The sequence below is a fragment of the Pseudooceanicola sp. NS-SX8 genome (assembly GCF_057380755.1).
This window is the reverse complement of record NZ_CM170819.1, coordinates 617,673-639,763: the sequence shown is the minus strand read 5'-3', so window position 1 is coordinate 639,763 and position 22,091 is coordinate 617,673. Positions and strand designations below refer to the sequence as shown.

25 protein-coding genes and 1 tRNA gene are annotated in these 22,091 nt (G+C 67.1%); 7 read left to right on the top strand and 19 right to left on the bottom strand.

Going from position 1 to position 22,091, the window contains the following annotated elements; genetic code table 11:
* Positions 1-121: 121 nt before the first annotated feature.
* The 4 genes from AC2IR1_RS02890 to acpS all read right to left on the bottom strand — a co-directional run bounded on the left by AC2IR1_RS02890 (position 122) and on the right by acpS (position 3,502).
* Complete coding sequence (locus tag AC2IR1_RS02890; RefSeq protein WP_486474777.1) at positions 122-985, bottom strand: DMT family transporter; 864 nt, start codon at positions 983-985, stop codon at positions 122-124.
* Positions 982-1,668 carry a ribonuclease III gene (gene rnc / locus AC2IR1_RS02885; RefSeq protein WP_486474776.1) on the bottom strand — a complete coding sequence of 229 codons (687 nt, stop codon included), beginning with the start codon at positions 1,666-1,668 and terminating at the stop codon, positions 982-984. The genes AC2IR1_RS02890 and rnc overlap by 4 nt, the downstream gene beginning before the upstream one ends.
* 98 nt (positions 1,669-1,766) lie before the next feature.
* Positions 1,767-2,606, bottom strand: a complete 840-nt coding sequence (gene lepB / locus AC2IR1_RS02880) for a signal peptidase I (RefSeq protein ID WP_486474775.1) — start codon at positions 2,604-2,606, stop codon at positions 1,767-1,769.
* Between the two features lie 491 nt (positions 2,607-3,097).
* A complete protein-coding gene (gene acpS, locus AC2IR1_RS02875) occupies positions 3,098-3,502 on the bottom strand; it encodes a holo-ACP synthase (RefSeq protein ID WP_486474774.1) in 405 nt (134 codons plus the stop codon).
* A 79-nt stretch (positions 3,503-3,581) separates the two neighbouring features.
* On the opposite strand from acpS, the gene AC2IR1_RS02870 reads away from it, so the two are divergent.
* Positions 3,582-4,061 carry a hypothetical protein gene (locus tag AC2IR1_RS02870; RefSeq protein ID WP_486474773.1) on the top strand — a complete coding sequence of 160 codons (480 nt, stop codon included), beginning with the start codon at positions 3,582-3,584 and terminating at the stop codon, positions 4,059-4,061.
* A 54-nt stretch (positions 4,062-4,115) separates the two neighbouring features.
* On the opposite strand, the gene AC2IR1_RS02865 is transcribed toward AC2IR1_RS02870, so the two are convergent.
* Entirely contained in the window at positions 4,116-4,304 is a 189-nt protein-coding gene (locus AC2IR1_RS02865) for a hypothetical protein (RefSeq protein ID WP_486474772.1), read from the bottom strand.
* Between the two features lie 97 nt (positions 4,305-4,401).
* Here AC2IR1_RS02865 and AC2IR1_RS02860 point away from each other — a divergent pair, with 97 nt between their 5' ends.
* Entirely contained in the window at positions 4,402-5,358 is a 957-nt protein-coding gene (locus AC2IR1_RS02860; protein WP_486474771.1) for a LysR substrate-binding domain-containing protein, read from the top strand.
* On the opposite strand, the gene AC2IR1_RS02855 is transcribed toward AC2IR1_RS02860, so the two are convergent.
* From AC2IR1_RS02855 to folK, 5 genes are all read right to left on the bottom strand, one after another.
* Positions 5,359-6,108 carry a pyridoxine 5'-phosphate synthase gene (locus AC2IR1_RS02855; RefSeq protein ID WP_486474770.1) on the bottom strand — a complete coding sequence of 250 codons (750 nt, stop codon included), beginning with the start codon at positions 6,106-6,108 and terminating at the stop codon, positions 5,359-5,361.
* Between the two features lie 151 nt (positions 6,109-6,259).
* Entirely contained in the window at positions 6,260-6,946 is a 687-nt protein-coding gene (locus AC2IR1_RS02850; RefSeq protein ID WP_486474769.1) for a DUF2062 domain-containing protein, read from the bottom strand.
* Positions 6,936-9,104, bottom strand: coding sequence for a RelA/SpoT family protein (locus tag AC2IR1_RS02845; RefSeq protein ID WP_486476363.1), 2,169 nt, complete (start codon positions 9,102-9,104; stop codon positions 6,936-6,938). The genes AC2IR1_RS02850 and AC2IR1_RS02845 overlap by 11 nt, the downstream gene beginning before the upstream one ends.
* Before the next feature lie 150 nt (positions 9,105-9,254).
* Positions 9,255-9,611, bottom strand: a complete 357-nt coding sequence (gene rpoZ / locus AC2IR1_RS02840; RefSeq protein ID WP_486474768.1) for a DNA-directed RNA polymerase subunit omega — start codon at positions 9,609-9,611, stop codon at positions 9,255-9,257.
* A 177-nt stretch (positions 9,612-9,788) separates the two neighbouring features.
* Positions 9,789-10,385 (bottom strand): 2-amino-4-hydroxy-6-hydroxymethyldihydropteridine diphosphokinase, encoded by a 597-nt coding sequence (gene folK / locus AC2IR1_RS02835; RefSeq protein ID WP_486474767.1) that lies wholly within the window; start codon positions 10,383-10,385, stop codon positions 9,789-9,791.
* A 139-nt stretch (positions 10,386-10,524) separates the two neighbouring features.
* Here folK and AC2IR1_RS02830 point away from each other — a divergent pair, with 139 nt between their 5' ends.
* Complete coding sequence (locus AC2IR1_RS02830; protein ID WP_486474766.1) at positions 10,525-11,097, top strand: LabA-like NYN domain-containing protein; 573 nt, start codon at positions 10,525-10,527, stop codon at positions 11,095-11,097.
* A gap of 150 nt (positions 11,098-11,247) precedes the next feature.
* Positions 11,248-12,201, top strand: coding sequence for a 4-hydroxy-3-methylbut-2-enyl diphosphate reductase (gene ispH / locus AC2IR1_RS02825; protein WP_486474765.1), 954 nt, complete (start codon positions 11,248-11,250; stop codon positions 12,199-12,201).
* A gap of 184 nt (positions 12,202-12,385) precedes the next feature.
* Here ispH and AC2IR1_RS02820 read toward each other — a convergent pair whose 3' ends face one another.
* A complete protein-coding gene (locus tag AC2IR1_RS02820) occupies positions 12,386-12,982 on the bottom strand; it encodes a hypothetical protein (RefSeq protein WP_486474764.1) in 597 nt (198 codons plus the stop codon).
* Positions 12,983-13,339: 357 nt separating this feature from the next.
* On the opposite strand from AC2IR1_RS02820, the gene rnhA reads away from it, so the two are divergent.
* Both rnhA and AC2IR1_RS02810 read left to right on the top strand, forming a co-directional pair.
* On the top strand, positions 13,340-13,792 hold the full coding sequence (gene rnhA / locus AC2IR1_RS02815) for a ribonuclease HI (protein ID WP_486474763.1): 453 nt from the start codon (positions 13,340-13,342) through the stop codon (positions 13,790-13,792).
* A gap of 170 nt (positions 13,793-13,962) precedes the next feature.
* Complete coding sequence (locus tag AC2IR1_RS02810) at positions 13,963-15,036, top strand: phytase (protein WP_486474762.1); 1,074 nt, start codon at positions 13,963-13,965, stop codon at positions 15,034-15,036.
* A gap of 10 nt (positions 15,037-15,046) precedes the next feature.
* On the opposite strand, the gene AC2IR1_RS02805 is transcribed toward AC2IR1_RS02810, so the two are convergent.
* The 6 genes from AC2IR1_RS02805 to AC2IR1_RS02780 are packed head-to-tail and all read right to left on the bottom strand — an operon-like array spanning position 15,047 to position 19,636.
* On the bottom strand, positions 15,047-15,730 hold the full coding sequence (locus AC2IR1_RS02805) for a D-lyxose/D-mannose family sugar isomerase (RefSeq protein ID WP_486474761.1): 684 nt from the start codon (positions 15,728-15,730) through the stop codon (positions 15,047-15,049).
* Between the two features lies 1 nt (position 15,731).
* On the bottom strand, positions 15,732-16,649 hold the full coding sequence (gene fmt, locus AC2IR1_RS02800; protein WP_486474760.1) for a methionyl-tRNA formyltransferase: 918 nt from the start codon (positions 16,647-16,649) through the stop codon (positions 15,732-15,734).
* A 32-nt stretch (positions 16,650-16,681) separates the two neighbouring features.
* Positions 16,682-17,176: a peptide deformylase gene (def, locus tag AC2IR1_RS02795; protein WP_486474759.1), complete on the bottom strand. Its 495-nt coding sequence runs from the start codon at positions 17,174-17,176 to the stop codon at positions 16,682-16,684.
* Entirely contained in the window at positions 17,173-17,673 is a 501-nt protein-coding gene (gene def, locus AC2IR1_RS02790; RefSeq protein ID WP_486474758.1) for a peptide deformylase, read from the bottom strand. Before def (AC2IR1_RS02790) ends, def (AC2IR1_RS02795) begins: the two co-directional genes overlap by 4 nt.
* Positions 17,673-18,188 carry a peptide deformylase gene (gene def, locus AC2IR1_RS02785; protein WP_486474757.1) on the bottom strand — a complete coding sequence of 172 codons (516 nt, stop codon included), beginning with the start codon at positions 18,186-18,188 and terminating at the stop codon, positions 17,673-17,675. Before def (AC2IR1_RS02785) ends, def (AC2IR1_RS02790) begins: the two co-directional genes overlap by 1 nt.
* Positions 18,189-18,238: 50 nt before the next feature.
* On the bottom strand, positions 18,239-19,636 hold the full coding sequence (locus AC2IR1_RS02780) for an FAD-binding oxidoreductase (protein WP_486474756.1): 1,398 nt from the start codon (positions 19,634-19,636) through the stop codon (positions 18,239-18,241).
* A gap of 133 nt (positions 19,637-19,769) precedes the next feature.
* On the opposite strand from AC2IR1_RS02780, the gene AC2IR1_RS02775 reads away from it, so the two are divergent.
* Positions 19,770-19,846 (top strand) — tRNA-Met (locus AC2IR1_RS02775).
* A 111-nt stretch (positions 19,847-19,957) separates the two neighbouring features.
* Here the strand turns inward: AC2IR1_RS02775 and AC2IR1_RS02770 are convergent.
* Together AC2IR1_RS02770 and ggt are read right to left on the bottom strand one after the other, a co-directional pair.
* Positions 19,958-20,455, bottom strand: coding sequence for a RidA family protein (locus AC2IR1_RS02770; protein ID WP_486474755.1), 498 nt, complete (start codon positions 20,453-20,455; stop codon positions 19,958-19,960).
* 31 nt (positions 20,456-20,486) lie between these two features.
* Positions 20,487-22,064, bottom strand: a complete 1,578-nt coding sequence (gene ggt / locus AC2IR1_RS02765) for a gamma-glutamyltransferase (protein WP_486474754.1) — start codon at positions 22,062-22,064, stop codon at positions 20,487-20,489.
* Positions 22,065-22,091: the final 27 nt, after the last annotated feature.

Below are 22,091 nucleotides of genomic sequence, written 5' to 3'. Positions count from 1 at the left end.
CTCTCTAGATCCTTTTACAGCAGCAATCCAGCCCTGTCTTCAATCCAGCCTGGCCTTCAATCCTGCCCGGCCTTCAATCCAACCCGGCCTTCAATCCTGCCCGGCCTTCAAAGTGCTGAACTCACCCCCGCCGGCCCGACCGCATCAGGGTATAGATCCCCGACACCACGATCAGCAGCCCGCCCGCCAGGGTCCACAGGTCCGGACGCTCCCCGAAGAAGACGAAGGCCAGCACCAGCGCGATCAACAGCCGCGAATAGCGGAAGGGCGCCACGACCGAAATCTCCCCCGACCGCATCGCGACCGTAAGCGCGGTGTAGCCCGACACGCCCACGGCGCCCAGCAGCAGCACCCGCAGGGCCTCGCTCCCCGTGGGCAGGCGCGGCGGCGCGGCATCGAAGCACATGAAGATGATCCCGGCGCAGATGATCACCATGAAGCCCAGCGTGCCCAGCTGCCGCCCCGACACGGCCGGCGGCGCCATCCGCGTCGCCAGGTCCCGCCCGGCAAAGCCGATCATCCCCAGCAGGGCAAAGATCGACTGCGGCTGGAAGGCCTCCGGCGTGGGCTTGATGATCATCAGCACCCCCGCGAACCCCACGGCCATCGCCGTCCAGCGGCGCGGCCCCACCTGCTCGCCCAGCAGCACCGCCGCCCCCAGCGTCACGAAGAGCGGCGCCGCCTGCAGGATGGCAGAGGTGGAGCTCAGCGGCGTGTAGGCCAGCGCCAGCGCGAAGAACAGCCGCCCGACAAGCTCGATCGCGGACCGGATCAGCAGTCGCGGGCGCAGCGCGTCCCGGGTCAGCGCGGGCTCGCCCTGCTTCCAGCAGAGCAGGCAGAAGAACAGCGTGCCGGTGATGCCGAAAAGCAGCGTGGTGAAGCCCGCGGGCAGGGTCTGGGCGATGCCCTTGAAGATGGCATCCTCGATGGCGAAGCCGATCATGGCCAGGACCATGAACAGGCTTCCCTTGACGTTGGGATTCACTTGCTGCCCTCGACCCGGGCCAGCAGGGCCGTGGCGGCGGCCTGTTCGGCGGCGCGTTTCGAACTGGCCTTGGCCCTGGCCTCCTCGCCGGTCTTCAGCCGTGCGGCAATGGTGAAGACGGGGGCATGGTCGGGCCCCTCGCGGCCGACCTCCACGTAGGCGGGCGGCGGCAGACGCCGCGCCTGGGCCCATTCCTGCAGGGAGGTCTTGGCGTCCCGGGCGTCTTCCTCGACCTCCGCGATCCGGGCGCCCCAAAGGCGCAGGATCATCTCCCGCGCGGCGTCGAAACCGGCATCCAGGTAGACCGCGGCAATCACCGCCTCCATCGCATCGCCCAGCAGCGCCTGCTTGCGGCGCCCGCCCGACATCTGCTCCGACCGGCCCAGCTTCAGCACCTCGCCCAGCTCGATCTCCCGGGCGATGTCGGCGCAGGTCTCCTTGCGCACCAGCGCGTTGAACCGCGGCGCCAGCTGGCCCTCGCTCGCGCCCTTGTCCTCGCCCAGCAGCGCCTCGGCCATGACGAGGCCCAGCACCCGGTCGCCCAGGAATTCCAGCCGCTGGTTGTCCGGCCGCGTCGGGCTGCTGACGGAGGAATGGGTGACCGCGCGCATGATCAGCTCCGGCCGGGCGAAATCATGGCCCAGACGGTCCTGAAAGGCTTTCAGCTCGCTCGAAATCTTCATCGGCCACACCCCATGCTGCGGATTGCCGCCCTAGAAAGCGCAAAGCCGCCGCCCGTGCAAGGGCGGCGGCCTGTTGTTCGGGTCCCGAATGGGGCCGATCAGCTGATCTTTTCGAAGAACCGGTCCTTGCGCCAGTCCCAGAAGAACAGCAGCGACCGCCCGCCGGAGGAGAAGATCACCCGGTCCGCCCGGCCGATCAGGTTCTCGAAGGGCACGAAGCCCACGCCGTCGCGCGCCTGGCTGAAGCGCGAATCGGTGGAGTTGTCGCGGTTGTCGCCCATCATGAAGTACTCGCCCTCGGGCACTTCGAAGACGCCGGTGTCGTCGGCACTGGGCGAATAGCCGATGTTCAGGATGTCATGGCTGACACCGTTGGGCAGGGTCTCGGTGTACCGCTCCTTCTCGCAGTCGCCGCCGATGCCCACCACGTCGTTGGCGCAGCGCGGCGCGCGGCCCTGCGGGCCCTGCGGCTCGTAGGTCTCCACGAAGGTGCCGTTGGGTTCGACCTTCACCGGCTCGCCGTTGATGTAGAGCAGGCTGTCGATCATCTGGATCTTGTCACCCGGCAGGCCGATCACCCGCTTGATGTAATCCTCGCCCGTCACGGGATGGCGGAAGACCACCACGTCACCGCGCTCCGGCTCGCTGCCCATCAGGCGGGAGTTGTCGTTGTCCAGGAACCCGCAGATGTCGCGCGCGTCCAGGTCGATGCCGAACTTGTTGATCTTGATGTTCGGGCAGGAGGCATAGGAATAACCATAGGCCATCTTGTTCACGAACAGGAAGTCACCGACCAGCAGCGTGTCCTTCATCGACCCCGAGGGGATCCAGAACGGCTGGAAGAAGAGGCTGCGGAACACGCCCGCGATGATCAGCGCCCAGAAGATCGTCTTGATGGTTTCCCAGATGAAACTGCTTTCGCCGTGGTCTTTCGCCATGACCGCGCGGTCCTTCCTGCCTGTTTGCATGCACTCCCGGTCGCCCGGCAAGCCTTGGCTACATGCGGGGGCCTGCGGGCCAAGTCAACAGACCTCCCGGCAAATCACGTGCGCGGTGCCGGGATCGTGTTGCCCCCGCCGCGCGCCGCGCCAAAGGCAGCCCGCCGGCGACCGCGTGCACAGCGTTGCGCCTTTCTGCGAAAGCCGCATGCCTCCGGCGGGGATATTTCCCGCCAGCAAATATATGAAAGACTTTCTTAACGAGCACCGTGACACCCTGTCGGAGCGGTACAGGGAGGGATCCCGATGACCGCGCCAGGAAATGGGCCTCTCGTTCCATCATGGGCGAGAGGTTCTTTCATTTTCTGGCCGGCAAATATCCCCGCCGGAGGCTTCGCCCGGCACGGGCGAAATCAACCCTCAGGCCACCACGGCCCATGCGGCAGTTCAGGTATACTGCAGTTCTGGCGCCTATGCCCCAACCACGGCACCTAGCCCGCCAGCGGGCGGGCCTCGATCACCACGAAGGCCTGTGCCCAGGGGTGATCGTCGGTCAGGGTGACATGCACGATGGCCTCGTGCCCCGGCGGCGTCATCTCGGCCAGCCGTTCGGCGGCCCAGCCCGTCAGCTCCATCACCGGCTGCCCGGTGCGCAGGTTGCTGACGGCCATGTCCTTCCAGGAAATTCCCATGGCCAGCCCCGTGCCCAGCGCCTTGGAGCACGCCTCCTTGGCGGCCCAGCGCTTGGCATAGGTGCCCGCCTCGTCCTTGCGACGGGCGGCCTTGGCCTGTTCGGTGGGGGTGAAGACACGGTTGCGGAACCGGTCGCCGAACCGCTCCAGCGTGCCGGAAATCCGGTCGATATTCGCCAGGTCGGTGCCAATTCCGAGGATCATCGCGCATTTCCCGTTGGGCGCCCGTCACCGGGCCATATCCTGTGCCCGTTTTGACAAATCTGTTTCAGGAGCGCCATAGATGCCCGACAATGATGACCCGGACTCCATCGAAAAATTCTTCGATGAAACCGTCTACGACCTGCAGAACTTCCAGAAATGGTCGGCCTGCCAGATCACCTTCAAGGTCGTGGGCACCGCCGCGGTCGCCTGGGCCGGTCTCGGAGGCGGCGTCGTCGGCATCTCGGTCGGGGCCATCATCGGCTTCCTGCTGGGATCACGCCTCGCCACCAGCGTTTGCGGAAGCACCCCCAGGACCAGCGCCAATGCAGCGGCCACGGGGGAGGCGCACAGCCTGCGCTTCATCACGGAAAGCGAACTTGCCGCCTTCCAGCAGAAGCTCTCTTCCCATGTCCAGCTCAGCAAGCAGGAAGCGCTGACCCTGGCCGCGCTGGTGTTTCAGGCCGATCGCAACAACGTCTCGGGCGGCGGCGCCAGTGGCACGCCGACCGAAATCCGTCAGGGTCTGGAACACATGCTGGAAAGCATCAGGACCGCCTGAGGCGGTCCTTGCGGAATTTGTTCGGACCGCCAGGGGGCGGTCCGGCGTCACCCCTCAGCAGGCCGCGTGGCGCGCCTTGGCGGACACCGCGCTGCGGTTGTCCTGGCGGGCCTCCCGCGCCGGGGCCATCGGCGGCACCATCGGCAGGTCGGCCAGTTCGCGCAGGCTCATCCGCGCGATCTCGGGGTGGTCCATCGGCTCGCGCGATGTGGCGCGAGGGGCAGAACGGAACCAATTGAACATGGTCTTCTCCTTTCTTGGTTTCAGATGAGCCCAACATAGCCCCTCCCACACCCCTTTTTAATTGCAGCAAACGTATAGCTGGGTTTAGCTAAGCTATATGAACCCGCTGAACCGCATCCACCTGAACAACCTCCGCGCGGTGGAGGCCGTGGCCCGCACCGGCGCCCTGCGCCTTGCCGCCGAAGAGCTGGGGATCACCCCCGGCGCCGTCTCCCAACAGGTCGCCCGGGCCGAGGACACCCTGGGTCACAAGCTCTTCGACCGGCGCCCGGGCGGCATGGTGCCCCTGCCCGGGACCGGCGAATTCTTCCGCCTGCTCACCTCTGGCTTTCGCCAGCTGACGGCGGCGGCGGAACTGGGGCGGCGCGACCGGGGGGGACAGCTGTCGATCTCCTGCGCGCCGATCTTCGCCGCGCGCTGGCTGATCTGGCGGCTGCCGGCCTTCTACAAGGCCTTCCCGGATCTCAAGGTACGGCTCGACAGCCAGGTGGCGCTGGCCAACCCCAACGACGGCGACCTCGACTTCGCCATCCGCATCGGGCGCGGCCCCTATCCCGGGCTGCGCGCCCAGGTGCTTTTCCCGCTGCGCATCGTGCCCGTCTGTTCCCCGGAAATGGCCCGCACGATCACCAGCCAGCAGGACTTCGCCTCGGTGCCGATCATCCGCGACACCAATGCGATGTACACCTGGGATGACTGGCTGATGCCCGAGGGCGCGGGCGGCCTGCCCCTGCGCGACGGGCCGGAGTTTTCGGAGGCTTCGCTTTGCCTCGACGCAGCCATGTCGGGCGCGGGCGTCTTCCTCAGCTTCGAAACGCTCTGCCGCGATGCGCTGGACCAGGGGCGGATCTGCGCGCCGATCCCGCGCTTCCACCGGACCGACCTGCGCTACTGGCTGCTGTCGCACGGGGAACTGTCGCTGTCGCCCGAACAGCGGCTCTTCCGCAAATGGCTGATCGACAGCACCGGGGCCGAGGGGCTCGGCCACCGGGGCATCGTCAACGGGGGGACTGTCGAGGGCACTATCGGCGGTGGCGCCGGGCGCCCCGGCTGATCAGGCCCGCGCCTCGTCCATCAGGCGGCGCATTTCGGCGATGGCGGGCTGCAGACCGCGGAAGATCGCCTCGCCGATCAGGAAGTGGCCGATGTTCAGTTCCCGCACCTCGGGGAAGGCCGCGATCGGCTGCACCGTCTCGTAGGTCAGCCCGTGGCCGGCGTGGATCTCCATCCCCAGGGAATGGCCATAGGTCGCCATCTCGCGCAGGCGCTCCAGCTCGGCGTCGCGGTCGTCGAAGCGGCCCTCGGCATGGGCGTCGCAATAGGCGCCGGTGTGCAGCTCGATCACCTCGGCCCCGATGCGGTGCGCGGCGTCGATCTGCGGCTTGTCGGCGGCGATGAAGATCGACACCCGGCAGCCCGCCTCGCGCAGCGGCGCGATGAAATGCGCCAGCCGGTTCTCATCCTTGGCCACTTCCAGCCCGCCCTCCGTGGTGCGCTCCTCGCGCTTCTCGGGCACGATGCAGACGGCATGGGGCTTGTGACGCAGGGCGATGGCCTGCATCTCGTCGGTGGCCGCCATCTCGAAGTTCAGCGGCACCGTCAGGGCCGCCGCCAGCGCCTCGATATCCGCGTCGGAGATATGCCGGCGGTCTTCCCGCAGGTGGGCGGTGATCCCGTCGCATCCCGCCGCCTCGGCCAGCTTCGCGGCGCGCAGCGGCTCCGGATAGGCGCCACCGCGGGCATTCCGCACGGTGGCCACGTGGTCGATGTTCACACCAAGGCGCAGTTTCGGCTGTTCGGTCATGACGGGCACTCCTTCCGGGACTCTCCCGGTCGCGCAATTCATGCCGCAACGCCGGGGCAAGGGCCACCCCCGCCGACCCGCCCGGCCGGATTTTCCGCGCAGGCGGGCATCCCAGGCAGCTACCGGGCCCGGCAGCTACTGGGCCCGTCCGCTACTGGCCGCGCCGTTCCTTCGGCTTGGCACTCTTGGCGGCGGATTTCTCCCGCAGGGCGGCCAGCTTCGCCCGCAGCACCCCGCGCCGGCGCGCCTGGTAGGCCCGGATCAGCGGGACAGAGATCCAGTAGGCGACCAGCCCGGCCAGCAGCCCCGGAATCAGGCCGCCCACCATGTAGGGATAGAAGATCTCGTGGTAGAAGGCGCCAAGGGCATCCCAGTTGGCATCCACATCCGTGAACAGCGCCCAGAGGTTGTCCTTCAGATCATCCGCCGCCGCCAGGAACTTGCCGCCGAATCCATGGGCGAACCCGTCGGGATGGGGCGCAGGCCCCGGGCCGAACCGGCTCATCCCCAAAAGCCAGTACCCCGTCTGCAGCGACAGGACCCCGATGGGCACATAGGTCAGCGGATTGCCCACGAAGGTGCCCAGCAGGGCGGCGATGATATTGCCGCGCAGGATCGTCGCCAGCAGGGCGGCCACCACGAAATGCAGGCCGAAGAAGGGGGTGAAGGTGGTGAAAACCCCGGCAAAGATACCCCGGGCAATCTTCTCCGGCGTGTCGGGCAGGCGCTGCAACCGATGCTTGGTATAGTGGAACGCCCGCGTCCAGCCGCCACGCGGCCAGAAGAATTCGAAGATGATCTTCCAGTATGGCCGTCTGTCGCGACGTTTAAAGACCAACTGCTCCGTCCTCGGGCTCGGCGGCAGGGGCCACGGGCGGCTCCTCCGGTTTGCGATGACGCGAGACAGACGCAACATCGGCCTCCGCCTCAAGGGCAGAGATGATATTGTGCAGATGCTCCGCGTCCCGCAGCTCCACGTCGACCAGCAGCCGGTAGAAATCCGGCTTCCGGTCCAGGAACTCCAGGTCCGAGATATTGGCCTTCTGCTCTCCGATCAACGTGCAAATGCGCCCCAGCACGCCCGGATCGTTCGCAAGTACGAGATCGAGCGTGACCGAGTAGATCGCGGCGTGCCGTCCGACCTGCCAGTGCAGGTCGACCCAGCGGTCCGGCTGATCCTCGTAGGCCGACAGCTGCTCGCAGTCGATCGCATGCACCTGCAGCGGTCGCCCGCGCCAGGTGATGCCGACGATGCGTTCCCCCGGCAGCGGCTGACAGCACTTGGCCCGCTTGAAACTCTGGCCCTTTTCCAGCCCGATCAGGGCGCGGTCGCGGGTCAGCGCCTCGCCCTCCTCGGTGCCCATCAGCTCGGGGTAAAGCACATTGACCACCCGCGCCACGCGCAGCTCGGCCCGGCCCAGCTGCGCCAGCAGCTCATCCTTGCCCTCGCTGATCCGCAGCTTCTTGGCGGCGGTCTCCAGCACCTTGTCGGTGGCCTTCTTGCCCACGTGCTCGAAGCCAGAGCGCGCCAGCTCGCGGCCCAGCTTCACGTAACGCTCCCGGTCGACCTCGCGCAGGGCGCGGCGGATGGCGGCCTTGGCCCGGCCGGTGGTGGCGATGTCCAGCCAGGTCGCCTGCGGCTCCTGACCCTCGGCCGTGATGATCTCCACCGACTGGCCGTTCTTCACCCGGGTCCAGAGCGGCACGCGCATGCCGTCGATCTTGGCCCCCACGCAGGCCGACCCGATCCGCGTGTGGATCGCATAGGCAAAGTCGATGGGCGTGGCGCCCTTCGGCAGCTTCACGACCTCCCCCTTGGGGGTGAAGCAGAAGACCTTGTCGGAATACATCTCCAGCTTGACGGCTTCGAGGAAATCCTCGTGATCCTCGTCCGCGCCCATCTGTTCGGTCAGGGCGCTGATCCAGCGGGTGGGATCCACGGCAAAGGGGTTCTCGGCCTTCACGCCGTCCTTGTAGGACCAGTGCGCGGCAACGCCCGCCTCCGCCACCTCGTGCATGGCGCGCGACCGGATCTGCACCTCGACGCGCTTGCCGTCGCGGCCCGACACGGTGGTGTGGATGCTGCGATAGCCGTTCGATTTCGGCTGGCTGATGTAATCCTTGAACCGGCCCGGGATCGACTTCCAGCGGCGGTGGATCACCCCCAGCGCGCGGTAGCAGTCATCCTCGGTCTCGGTGATCACGCGGAAACCGTAGATGTCGCTCAGGCGGGAAAAGCTCTGCTTCTTTTCCTCCATCTTGCGCCAGATCGAATAGGGCTTCTTCGCGCGGCCATAGACCTGGCCGGGGATGTCCTGCTCCGCCAGCTCCTTGCGCATGTCCTTCGTGATCCGCTCGATCACGTCGCCGCTTTCGTTCTGCAGCATCAGGAAGCGCCGGATGATGCTGCTCCGCCCCTCGGGGTTCAGCACCCGGAACGCCAGGTCCTCCAGCTCCTCGCGCATCCACTGCATGCCCATGCGGCCTGCCAGCGGCGCGAAGATATCCATCGTCTCGCGCGCCTTCTGAAGCTGCTTCTCGGGCTTCATGGACTTGATGGTGCGCATGTTGTGAAGCCGGTCGGCCAGCTTCACCAGGATGACCCGCATGTCGCGCGACATCGCCATGAACAGCTTGCGGAAATTCTCCGCCTGCTTGGTCTCGGTCGAGGACAGCTGCAGGTTGGTCAGCTTGGTGACCCCGTCCACCAGCTCCGCCACATCCTCGCCGAACATCTCGGCGACCTGGGAATAGGTGGCGCGGGTATCCTCGATCGTGTCATGCAGAAGCGCCGTGATGATGGTGGCATCATCCAGCTTCTGTTCGGCCAGGATCATGGCCACGGCGATGGGATGGGTGAAATAGGGCTCGCCGGACCGGCGGAACTGCCCCTCGTGCATCTCGCGCCCGAAATCATAGGCGCGGCGCAGCTGTTCGGTGTTGGATTTCGGGTTGTAGGCGGTGACGAGCGTGATCAGCTCGTCCACAGGCACCATCTCCGGCACCATTTCCGAGTCCATCCGGGGATCCGAGTTGCCGCCGCCGGTGCCGGTATCGGCACTCTTGCGGGCATCGTCCTTGCGAGGCCCCTCTTGCTTGCGCGGGCCCTGGCCCGCATCGGCGTCTCGCGGCGGCATGTCGGGGCCTTAGTCCTGGCGCTGCGCCTCGACGAGCGCGCGCAGCAGCTTCTCTTCGCTCATGTCGTCCTCGGCCGGCTTGTCTGCCGCCTCGGCACCCATCAGCAGGGCCATGCTGTCCTCTTCCGGCTCGTCCACTTCGATCTGGGTCTGGTTCGACTCGATCAGGCGTTCGCGCAGCTCGTCGGCGGACTGGGTCTCTTCGGCGATCTCGCGCAGGGCGACGACGGGGTTCTTGTCGTTGTCGCGGTCCACGGTGATCGGCGAGCCGGAGCTGACTTCACGCGCACGGTGCGCGGCCAGCATGACCAGTTCGAACCGGTTCGGAACCTTGTCGACGCAATCTTCAACGGTAACGCGGGCCATGATGACACTCCTCGGGCTCGGACAAGCTGTATTGAGCGGGGTTGAGAGCGTGTATCTAAGCGCTCCGCCCCTTGAGGGCAAGCAGATTCTCCCCGTTTTCACGAGGTCTTCACCGCCTCCCGGGCACCTCCGGCGCGCCTCCGCCGCCCGTCCCGGGGCACCCCGACGCGCGCGCCCTCACGACTCGGCGGCCCCTTCGGGCACCCCGGAGGCCGCGATCGGCACCAGCGCATCACGATCTGCCTGCGGCAAATCCTCGCACATCTGTATGACGCTCTTGCGCATCAGCGGATGTATCCAACCGGGCGCGACCTCTGCCAGCGGAACCAGTACGAAAGCCCGGTCCTGCAGGCGCGGATGGGGCAGGATCAGCTGCTCCGGCGCCTCGGTCATCTGGCGTTCCAGCGGCAGGTCGCGCCACCGCGCCCAGACCTCGGCAGAGGGGCGGACCTCCGCCTCGCAGGCCAGCAAATCAAGGTCCAGCACCCGCGCACCCCAGCGGACTTTCCTTTCTCGCCCAAACGCTTGCTCCACCGCATGCAGCCGCGCCAGCAGTTCCTCGGGGGTCTCGTCGCTTTCCAGCGCCAGGGCCGCGTTCACGTAGTCCGGGCCATTGCCGGGGGGAAAGGCCGGGCTGCGGTAATTCCGGCTGCGCCGGGTGATTCGCCCCGGACCCCGCTCCAGGGCCTCGACAGCCGCGTCAATCTGCCCGGCAAGGCCCCGCCTGCCCGTTTCCGTGTTTCCGCCGAGGGCAATTAGATAAACTCTGGTCAAAATTGGCGGCTCCTGTAGCTTGGATGTGCAATCCGACTTGATGCATGCTTCTACAACTTTTATTTGCAAAAGCTCACGCTCCGGGACGGGCTTCACTCACCCGCATTGTAACCGTGGCGTCAAATTGAAAGGTTCATTGATGTTCTACAAGGACGAACGGCTCGCGCTGTTCATCGATGGGTCGAATCTGTATGCCGCTGCCAAGGCGCTCGGATTCGACATCGACTACAAGTATCTCCGGCAGGAATTCATGCGCCGGGGCAAGCTTCTGCGCGCGTTCTACTACACCGCCCTGCTCGAAAACGACGAATACTCGCCAATCCGCCCGTTGGTGGACTGGCTGCATTACAACGGCTTCACCATGGTGACCAAGCCGGCCAAGGAATTCACCGACAGCCAGGGACGGCGCAAGGTGAAGGGCAACATGGATATCGAACTGACCGTCGATGCCATGGAACTCGCCCCCCGCGTGGATCACATCGTGCTCTTCTCCGGCGACGGCGACTTCCGCCCGCTGGTCGAAAGCCTGCAACGCCAGGGCGTCCGCGTTTCCGTGGTTTCCACCATCCGCTCGCAACCGCCGATGATCGCCGACGAACTGCGCCGCCAGGCCGACAACTTCATCGAACTCGATGAACTGCGCGACGTCATCGGCCGCCCGCCGCGCGAAACCGAAGATCGCCCTGCGACCACCACCCGCGCTTCGGTCTGACCTCCCGGGATCGCGGGATCCCAGCCAGACAGCCGGCCCTCCCGGTCTGCAGCCGGATCCCGCCCCACCCCGCCGGCGCCCGCCCCGGGCGCCGCGCCCTCTGGACCTCCGCTCCCCTCTCCCCTACCTCTGGGTCAGCAGGAGACGAGTATGACCGCACATCCCCCCCTCACCCTCTACCTCGCCGCCCCGCGCGGCTTCTGTGCCGGCGTCGACCGGGCCATCAAGATCGTCGAGATGGCATTGGAGAAATGGGGCGCCCCGGTCTTCGTCCGGCATGAGATCGTGCACAACAAGTTCGTCGTCGACAGCCTGCGCGACAAGGGCGCCGTCTTCGTCGAGGAGCTGGACGAATGCCCGACGGACCGGCCGGTGATCTTCTCCGCCCATGGTGTGCCCAAGGCCGTGCCCGCCGCCGCCGCCGCGCGGGAAATGATCTACGTCGATGCCACCTGCCCCCTCGTCTCCAAGGTCCATATCGAGGCGGAGCGCCACTCCGACGAAGGCCTGCAGATCGTCATGATCGGCCACGCCGGCCACCCCGAAACCATCGGCACCATGGGCCAGCTGCCGGATGGAGAGGTCCTGCTGGTGGAAACCGAGGCCGATGTCGCCACCCTCGAGGTGCGCGACCCCGAAAAACTGGCCTTCGTCACCCAGACCACCCTGTCGGTGGATGACACCAAGGGCATCGTCGCGGCACTGCAGGCGCGCTTCCCGGCCATCGTCGGCCCGCACAAGGAAGACATCTGCTACGCCACCACCAACCGGCAGGAATCGGTGAAGGCCATGGCGGGCAAGATCGACGCCATGCTGGTGGTGGGCGCGCCCAACTCCTCCAACTCCCGCCGCCTGGTCGAAGTGGCCGCGCGCCAGGGCTGCCCCTACGCCCAGCTGGTGCAGCGCGCCACCGACATCGACTGGCGCGCGCTCGAAGGCATCCGCTCCATCGGCATCACCGCCGGCGCCTCCGCCCCCGAAGTGCTGGTGAACGAGGTCATCGACGCCCTGAAGGCCCGCTACGACGTGACGGAGGAACTGGTGGAAACCGCCAAGGAGAACGTCGAGTTCAAGGTCCCCCGGGTCCTGCGCCAACCGGCCTGAGACCCGCCTCGGTCCGATCCATGGGAAGACGGGCCGAGGGGAAGTGAGAGGGGGGCTTTGCCCCCCGCCGCCTTCGGCGACTCCCCCCAGGATATTTTTGGCCAAGAAATGGGAGGGGCGTGGCGCCCCCGGGCCAGCCGCGCGCAACCTGGGTCTCGGGCTCGGGGTCGAACTCGGGGCCGCGTCAGTGCGGCATCTCTCCGCGGGCGATGGCAAGGTGATGTTCCGGATGGTGGGCGCCCAGGGCCATCAGCCCGTGAAAGCCCAGCGCGCGGATCTGCGCCTCGTCCCCGGTCACCTGCAACACCGCGCCGTTGTCCAGAAGCTGCACATTGGTCTTCCAGCCGGTCTCGGCCTCGATGAAGGGAGCATGGGCGGGCACCATCGTGCGGATCGCCTGAACGACCCGGTCCGACCCGGTGACGGTAAAGACCATGCCGCCCGGGATCCGGTCGCGGCCCACGTTGCTGCGCAGGGTCAGCAGGTCCATGTTCAGCAGGTGATTGCGCAGCGCCTGGATATCCACCTTGCTCCAATCCGTCGCCGGATCGGCGCGCAGCAGGGCCACGATCTCCGCTATTGCGGCAAAGGCCGACTGGCCCGGTTCCGATACCGGCACCTCCGCCCCGCTCATCCCGCCCGCCTGATGGCTCATCGCGGCATGGTCATGGGCTATCTGGGCCCGGGCCGGGCCCGCAGCGATCGCCAGACCGAAGAGCGGCACGAAAACCAATGACGCGAAAACCGGCGGGACGGCGACACGGAACGGGGAAAAACGCATGAACAAACCTCATCTTACTCCGCTCAGCCTAGCGCGAAGCTCTGTCCGGCGGGAACCGTATTTTACCGATGGGCCCGCCCCGGCGTACGCTGCATTAACCCGGGCGCTGCCCGCCATGCCGCACCGCCGCGATACCGACGCAATACCGACGTGATACCGACGTGGCGATTTCGGCCTGAAACCCCTGTTAACCATGGCTCTGCCCGGGTGAGTCGCTGCACTGCAGTACCGACGTTCGAAACGATGCCGCAGGACCTCGTTAACCTCCCGCGCCGCAGCCTGCCCTTGACCTCCCCCCGCGCGGCGTGCTGTCTCCCCCCGACCTGCCCACCAACAGCCCACCCGACGGAGATCCCCATGGCCGAGTTCCTTGCCTTCACCGATGGCGCCTGTTCCGGCAATCCCGGTCCCGGCGGCTGGGGCGTGCTCCTGCAGGCCCGGGAGGGAGAGGCGGTCCTGAAGGAGCGGGAACTGAAGGGCGGCGAGGCCAACACCACCAACAACCGCATGGAATTGCTGGCGGCGATCAACGCGCTCGATGCGCTTGGGCGGCCAACGCAGATCACCATCTACACCGACAGCCAATACGTGAAGAACGGCGTGACCGGCTGGATCCACGGCTGGAAGAAGAACGGCTGGAAGACGGCGGCGAAGAAGCCGGTGAAAAATGCCGAGCTTTGGCAAGCACTTGACGAGGCGGCGAAGCGTCACGACGTGACCTGGAAATGGGTGAAGGGGCACGCCGGCCACCCCGAGAACGAACGCGCCGATGCCCTGGCGCGGGCGGGCATGGCGCCCTTCAAGGGCTGACCGCGCAGCGGACCTGCCGCGCAAACCGGCGGCTCGACCAAAGTTGATCGCCGGTGTGCCATCCCCCGCTTGATCCCCCATGGCCATGGCGCGACCAAGGGCCGGGCGGTGCGTTCCCAAGCCTCCCGATGATCCCGCCCTCCCGGAGTCCCGCCTTGAAATCCTTCCCCATGAAGTCCTTTCCTGTGAAATCCTTCCCCCTGCTTCTCGCCCTTGCCCTCTCCGCCCCGCCTGCCCTGGCCCTGCCCTCCCTGGCGCCTCCGGCCCGGATAGAGGTCACGCCGCGGCTCGCCGCCAGCGGGGACAACGGCGGGGCCGGAGCGGCAACGGTTTGGGTAAACCCTTCGGATTCCACGAAAAGCCTGCTGATCGGGGCCGACACCCGCGACGGGCTGAAGGCCTGGGACCTGTCCGGAAAGGTCGTCGCGGGCTTCGACGACGGCATGTTGACCGACACCGATCAACGCCCCTACCCCGCCGGCGGAGCAGGCGTTTCCCTCCTCGCCTCGGCAGAGAGGATGGCCGGGGTCCTCATCTTCTACCTGGCAACGCCGGACGGACAGATCGCCCATGCGACGCCCTATGTCTTCCCCGCCCTGCCCAAGGCGCTGCAGACCCGGGTCCGGGGTCTTCACGGCCTGAGCCTGGCCCGCGATCCGGCCACGGGACGCACCTGGGTACTGGTCAGTTTCGACACCGGCGACCTGGTGCAGTGGGAGCTGGCGACGAATGACAAGGGACTGATTTCACTCACCTTCCGCCGCCATATCGAACTGCCCGCCCCGGCGGCTGCCATGGTCGCGGATGACCGCGAAGGCGCGGTTTTCCTTTCCCTGGCCGGGGGCACCACCTGGCGCTATCCGCTGGATCCCGAGGCTGGCGCCGCCGGGCAGGAGATCGACGCCCCCGGCGCCGCCTGCTCCCCTTCGGTCACGGACACCACGGAGACCGCCGCCGATGGGCTGGCGCTTTACGACGGGGCCGATCGCTACCTCCTGGCCGCCCGTGGGCAGGGGCAGATCGCGCTTTACGCGCTCTCCCCGCAGGGCACGGCCACCTGCAGCGCCCTGGTCCGGATCTCCGGCGACACCGGCCGGATCCGCGGCCTTGGCGCCACGGCACAGCCCCTGGGCACCGCCTTTCCGCAGGGCGCGCTGACCTTGGCGACGGATGACGGCATCCTTGGATCCACCAATGATTTCAAGGTGATCTCCTGGACGGACATCGCCGCCCAGCTGGGGTGATCGGCCGAACCTACAGCTTGGCGTCGTAATCCGACACCAGCAGGTGCACAGGCGCCTCGTCTTCCTCGACGGTCGAAAACCGCCCGATGGGCGCCTCGAAGATATTGTCGGTGCGGTCGTCGTTGACCGTCGAGACCTCTCCGATGCAGACCCGGCCGCCCTCGCCCCAGAAGGCATGCCAGATGTCGGGGGTCAGCGTCACGCTCTCCCCCGGCATCAGCTTCAGGTGGCCGCCCGCAGGCAGATCGCGCCACAGCCCGTCGGTCATCACCCGCACCGGCGCCTCGCGGTCGATGCCTTCCGGCCCGTCCATCCACAGCTCCAGCACCAGCGGCGCCCCGCCACGGTTGATGATATCCTCGGTCTTCACGATGTGCCGATGCATGGGGGAGATCTGATGATCCCCTGAAATCAACAGCTTCTCGGCATAGACCCGGCCGCCCTTCGGGTTGCCCAGATCCCCGGCATTGCCGTTGCGCACGGTGAACAGGAACAGGCCAAGCGCGTCGTAATCGCCGTTGCCGTAATCCGTCACGTCCCAGCCCAGCCCGCCGTCGACGATCAGCCCCGCCTCGGATTTTCGCGCGCGAAACACCTCCGGCGTCCAGTAGGCGAAGGGCGGCAGGGTGAACCCGTACTGCCGGAAGAAGCTGTCGCCCTCGGCGATCAGCTCGTTGATGTCGGATCTCAGCATTTCAGCCCCCCAGAACCTGGCCCTTCGGCAGGGCCACGCCGCGCAGGAAGACCTCCGTCTCCTGCGCGCCCTTGCCTGCCCGCTGCAGTTTCAGCACCTCCACGGCGCCCTCGCCGCAGGCAATCACCAGTCGGCCTTCGCTGTCCAGCACTTCCCCAGGGGCACCCGCACCCTCGGCCAGCCGCGACGCCAGCAGCTTCAACCGCTGGCCCTCATGCTCCACCCAGGCGCCGGGGAAGGGCGACAGACCCCGGATCTTGCGGTCAACCTCCTCGGCAGGCTGCGAAAAATCCAGCTCCGCCTCGGCCTTGTCGATCTTGGAGGCATAGGTCACGCCCGCCTCCGGCTGCGGCTCCGCCACCAGCTCCGGCAGGCGCTGCAGCGCCTCGACGATCAGCGCCGCGCCCATGGCCGACAGCCGGTCATGCAGCTCTGCGGTGATTTCCTCGGCGCCGATGGCGGTGGCCTGCCGCAGCAGGACGGGCCCGGTGTCCAGCCCCGCCTCCATCTGCATGATGCAGATCCCGGTCTCCGCATCGCCCGACAGGATCGCCCGGTGGATCGGCGCGGCCCCGCGCCAGCGCGGTAGCAGGCTGGCATGTATGTTCAGGCAGCCAAGGCGCGGCGCATCCAGCACCGCCTGCGGCAGGATCAGCCCATAGGCCACCACCACGGCGATATCGGCATTGAGCGCGGCAAAGGCCGCCTGCTCTTCCTCGCCCTTCAGGCGCACGGGGTGGCGCACCTCCAGGCCCAGCTCCTCGGCGCGGGCATGCACCGGGGTCGGGCGGTCCTTCTTGCCGCGCCCGGCGGGCCGGGGCGGCTGGCAATAGACCGCCGCGATCTCATGCCCGGCCTCCACCAGCGCATCCAGCACCGGCACGGAAAAATCGGGCGTTCCCATGAAGATAACGCGCATCGGCCTTGGCCTCCTCTGATCTGTTGGGCGGCTCAGCGCAGCTTTGCGGCCTTCTTCAGCAGCATGTCGCGCTTCACCTTGCTCAGCCGGTCGAAATACATCTTCCCCGCCAGATGGTCGATCTGGTGCTGCACGGAGGTCGCCCAAAGGCCGACGAAATCACGCTCCTCGACCTCTCCGGCCTCATTCAGGAACCGCACCGTCACGGCACGCGGGCGGGAAATCTTCGCGGAAACGCCCGGCAGGTTCGGGCTGGCTTCCTCATGCTCGCGCAGCTGGACGGAGGCATGAAGCACCTCCGGATTGGCCATCTTCACGGCCTTGCCCCGGCTTTCGGAGGCATCGACCACGGCCAGCCGCAGCATGACCCCGATCTGGTTGGCGCCCAGGCCCACGCCCGGCATCGCCTCCATCGTGTCGATCATGTCGTCCCAGATGGCGCGGATATCATCGGTGATTTCAACGACATCGGCGGCGGGGGTCCGCAGCCGTCTGTCGGGCCAGGGCAGGCAGGTGCGCGCGGTCATGCCCGGGCCTCCTCGTAGCTGCGCAGCAGCTCCAGCCGCCGCGCGGGGGAAAGGTAGTCAAGGTAGACCCGCCCCTCCAGGTGATCGAATTCATGCTGGGCGCAGACCGCCTCGAAGCCGGTCAGCTTTTCCTCATGCAGGGCCCAAGCGGCATCGTGCCAGCGCAGCACGATCTCCGCCGGGCGCGGCACCTCGGCCAGGACACCGGGGATCGACAGGCAGCCTTCCTCGTGCACGGCGAACTCGTCCGACCGCCACAGGATTTCCGGGTTCAGGCAGGCCACCGGGTTTTTCACCCCGGTCTTCCAGGTCACATCCATGACGAAGATCCGCCGCAGCACGCCCACCTGCGGCCCGGCCAGGCCACGGCCGGGGGCCGCATACATCGTGTCGAACATGTCCGTGACCAGGGTGCTGACATCGCTGTCTTTTTCCACGGGCTCCGCCACGGTGACGAGGGTCGGATCGGGCCAGTGCAGGATGTCCAGCACCGCCATCAGCCGCGCGCCCGTTCGCGTTTGAGCTTCTGGCTCTTGCGGGTGATCATCTGGCGCTTCATCGGCTTCAGGTAGTCGATGAAGAGCTTGCCCTCCAGGTGGTCGATCTCATGCTGGACGCAGACGGCCCAGAGGTCGCGGAAGGTCTCTTCCTGCTCGGCCCCGTTGCGGTCGATCCAGCGCGCCGTGACCTCCGCCGGGCGGATCACCTCGGCATATTGCTCGGGGATCGACAGGCAGCCTTCCTCATACCCCTTAGTCTCCTCGCTCGAAGCGACGATTTCCGGGTTGAACATGATCAGCGGGCGCGGCGCCTCGTCCTTGGCGGCACAGTCCAGCACCACCAGCCGTTGCAGGATGCCGACCTGCGGCGCGGCCAGGCCGATGCCCGGCGCGTCATACATGGTTTCCAGCATGTCATCGGCAAGCGTCCGCAGCTCGTCCGACAGGTCGGGGACGGGCGTGGCCAGCTTCTTCAGGCGCGGATCGGGATGGATCAGGATCGGGCGTTTCATGCAGTGGATTTAGGCGAAGCCGCTGGGTTGCGCAACGGTGCCGCGCCGCCTCAGGGCAGCAGTTTCCCCGGATTCAGGATGCCTTTGGGGTCCAGCGCCGCCTTGATCGCCCGCATCATCGCCAGCGCCCCCGGATCCTTGCGCCGCGCCATGGTGTTCAGCTTCAGCGTGCCGACCCCATGTTCGGCCGAAAAGGCGCCCTTCAGATCCGCCACCACGTCCTCGATCGCCTCGACCAGGCTGTCCTTTTCCGACTTCGGCAGGCTCGGGAAGATCGTGTAGTGGATATTGCCGTCGCCCAGGTGCGCCACGACAGAGGTCAGCGCCCCGGCATCCACCTCCGACAGAACTGCATCGGCACGGGTCAGGAATTCCGCCACCCGGTCCACGGGCACGGCGACATCCATGATGATCTGGTCCGGGCGCATGCCCGCGACCTCGCTGGCGGCCTCCCGCAGGGCCCACATCTCGCGCCGCTGCGCCTCGGAGGTGGCGATGACCGCATCGTCGATCTCCCCCGCTTCCAGCATCGCGCCCAGCACCTCTTCGAGGTAGGCCGTGACAGGCACCACCCCATCGGGCCCCGGCTGGCAGTCGCGCGGGGCAAGCGCGCCGATTTCCAGCAGGATGTTCACCGGGTGCCGCCCCTCGAAGGGCCGCCGCACGCCGGGGCGCAGCAGCTGGTAATCGTCGATATAGCTGTCGGGCATGTATTCAAACGCCTCGACCGACCCGGCCGTCGCCTCCTGCATCCGGTGCAGCAGGTCCAGCGCCGGCTCCAGCCGGTCCAGCCCCACCATCGCCGTGGCATAGGCCCCCGGCTTCGGCTTCAGCCGCAGCACCGCGCCGGTGATCACCGCCAGCGTGCCCTCGGACCCGATCAGCAGGTGCCGCAGGTCATAGCCGGAGTTGTTCTTGTGCAGGTCCTGCATCAGGTCGACCACGGTGCCATCGGCCAGCACCGCCTCGACCCCCAGCACCAGGTCGCGGGTATTGCCGTAGCGCAGCACGTTGGACCCGCCCGCATTGGTGGCCAGCGCCCCGCCGATCATCGCGGACCCCCGCGCGCCGAAGAAGAGCGGGAAGATCAGCCCCTCCTCCTCCACCGCCGCGTGCAGCGTGGCGATGACCACGCCCGCCTCGACCACGGCCGATCGCGCGTCCTTGCGGATCTCGCGGATGCGGTTCATCCGTTCCAGCGACAGCACCAGCGCGCCCTCGCCCTGGCCGCCGCCGGCCAGCCCGGTCCGGCCGCCCAGCGGAATCACCGCCTGCCCAGCCTCGTTCGCCAGGCGCAGAACCGCAGAGACCTCCTCGGTACTGCCGGGCCGCACCACCGCCAAGGGGGCCTCGAACCGCTCCCCGGTCCAGTCCCGCCCATAGGGCTCCGCGTCGCCGCCGGTCAGCACATGGGCCTCTCCGACGATTTCCTTCAGCCTGTCGATCATGATTTTCCCTGCCTTTGCAGGCGCCATGTTTAACCTCTGGGGGGCCGGGAACAAGCGCTTCCCGGGGGGCGAAAAAATCCGTGATTTTGCGCTTGACCTGTCCCGGAGCCTATCTTAGGAAGCGCCACGGTTTGGCGGAGTAGCTCAGTTGGTTAGAGCAGCGGAATCATAATCCGCGTGTCGGGGGTTCAAGTCCCTCCTCCGCTACCAAATCCCCCCTGAAAATTACGACGCAAGGCCGCTGCAACAAGCGCCTGTTCCGCATGCGAAAATGCCCCGGAGCCGTCCAGCGGCCCGGGGCGTTTCGCCTCGTCGGTCGCCTCAGACCAGCGGCGTGTCGATCTCGATCACCAGCGAGGTTTCGAAGCAGTAGTTGTCGGTCAGGGAGGGCGCGCCATAGGTCGCGCGCGTGCCCAGGCCGATATCGGGGCCGAAGACCTCTTCCAGCAGATCGGTCAGGCCGTTGGTGATCTTGTAATGCTCGTAGAACTCCGACGTGCAGGCGACGTAGTTGAGGGAGCTGATGATGCCCGTCACCCGGTCCAGATCCCCCAGGGCGCGCTTCATCGTCGAAATCGCGTTGATCCCGGTCAGCCGCGCCGCCTGGTAGGCCTCCTCGATGGAGATATCGAGGCCCAGCTTGCCCGGATACATGACCTTCCCGTCCTTCATCCCCGGCGAATGACCGCACAGGTGCATCACCCGGCCGCTGGCCACGAAGGGCTTCATCTTGCCGTAGCGCTTGCCGTATTCCTTCGGCCCGGCCATCGGAACGGTCAGTTCGATCCCCAGCTCGGCCAGGCGTTCTTCCACCTTCATCTTCCGTCTCCTGTGAAATGTCGCGCCGGCCTTACAGGCCAAGCGCGCAACCGTCCTTGCGGGGGTCCGACGCGGCGGCCAGCACCCCGGTTTCCGGGTCGATCCAGATGATCTGCCCCCCGCCGATCGGGCTGGGCGCCCATTGCGCGTCATGGCCCCGGTCCCGCAGATCCTGCAGGACGCTGTCGTCCGCGCGCCGTTCGACATTCAGCGTCCCGCGATAGGCAAAGCTGCGCGGCGCATCGAGACCCTGCTGCACGTCCATCCCCCGGTCGAGGATGTTCGACAGCAGTTGCGCATGCCCCGCCGCCTGGTAGGGGCCACCCATGACCCCGAAGGGCGCGATGCACTGGCCGTCCTTCATCACCATTCCCGGCATCAGCGTGTGCAGCGGTCGCTTGCCACCCGCGATGGCATTGGGGTGACCCGGCTGCAGGCTGAACTGCGCGCCACGGTTCTGGAACAGCACGCCCGATTTCGGCGCCATGATCCGGCTGCCAAAGCTGTGGAACAGCGAGTTGATGAAGGAAATCGCGTTGCCGTCCTGGTCGACCACGCAGGCATAGACGGTGTCCCGCTGGGTGATTTCCGGCCAGACGGCCGGCGGCGCCGCGCGCGCCATGTCGATGCTGTCGCGCGCATAGGTGGCCCAACCGGCCGAGAGCAGCTCCTGCACCGGGGTCGACCCGAAATCGGGATCGCAGAACAGCTCGTCCCGGTGAAGGTAGGCCAGCTTCGCCAGCTCCGCATGGATATGGATCCGGTCCGCCTCCGTCATCGTCGGATCGGACAGGTTCATCCCCTCCAGCACGTTCAGCATCATCAGCGCCGCCAGCCCCTGCCCGCTCGGCGGCAGCTCCACGATGTCGTGGCCACGGTAGCGAGTGGAAATCGTGCCGGTGTAATCGGCCCGCGCGGCGGCGAAATCTTCAAGCCCATGCAGCCCGCCCTGCGCCTGCAGGCAAGCGACCATATCCTCGGCAACCGCACCTTCATAGAAGCCCGCAGCCCCCCGTGCGGCGATCGCTTCCAGGGTTGCGGCCAGACGCGGCTGGCGATGCACCGCGCCTTCGGCCAGCGGCTTGCCCCCGGGAAGGAAGACCTCCGCCGCGACGGGATGCCCGGCCAGGACCCCGGCCTCCATCGCGAAATCGCGCGCCACGACCGGCTGGATGACGTAACCATCCCGGGCGTAGCGGATCGCTGGTGCCAGCAGGTCACCGATGGGCAGGCGCCCGTGGTCGGCCACCAGCCGGCACCAGCCCGCCACGGCCCCCGGCACGGTGACGGAATGCGGACTGTCCAGCGCCAGCTCGGTGATGCCCTGCCGGGCGTACCACTCCGGGTTGGCCGCGACCGGCGCCCGGCCGGCACCGTTCAGCGCCACGGGGGCAGCCGCCCCCTTCGGCATGTAAAGCGCAAAGCAATCGCCGCCCAGGCCGGTCTGATGCGGTTCCACCACGCATTGCACGGCGATGGCGGACACTGCCGCATCCACCGCGTTGCCGCCCAGGCGCAGCACGTCCATCGCCGCCAGCGTCGCAAGCGGATGAGAGGTCGCCGCAGCGGCGGTCGTCGAATAGACGACGGATCGGGAGTAGGAGGTCACGGGCAGGTCCATTCAGGGAGGTGTACG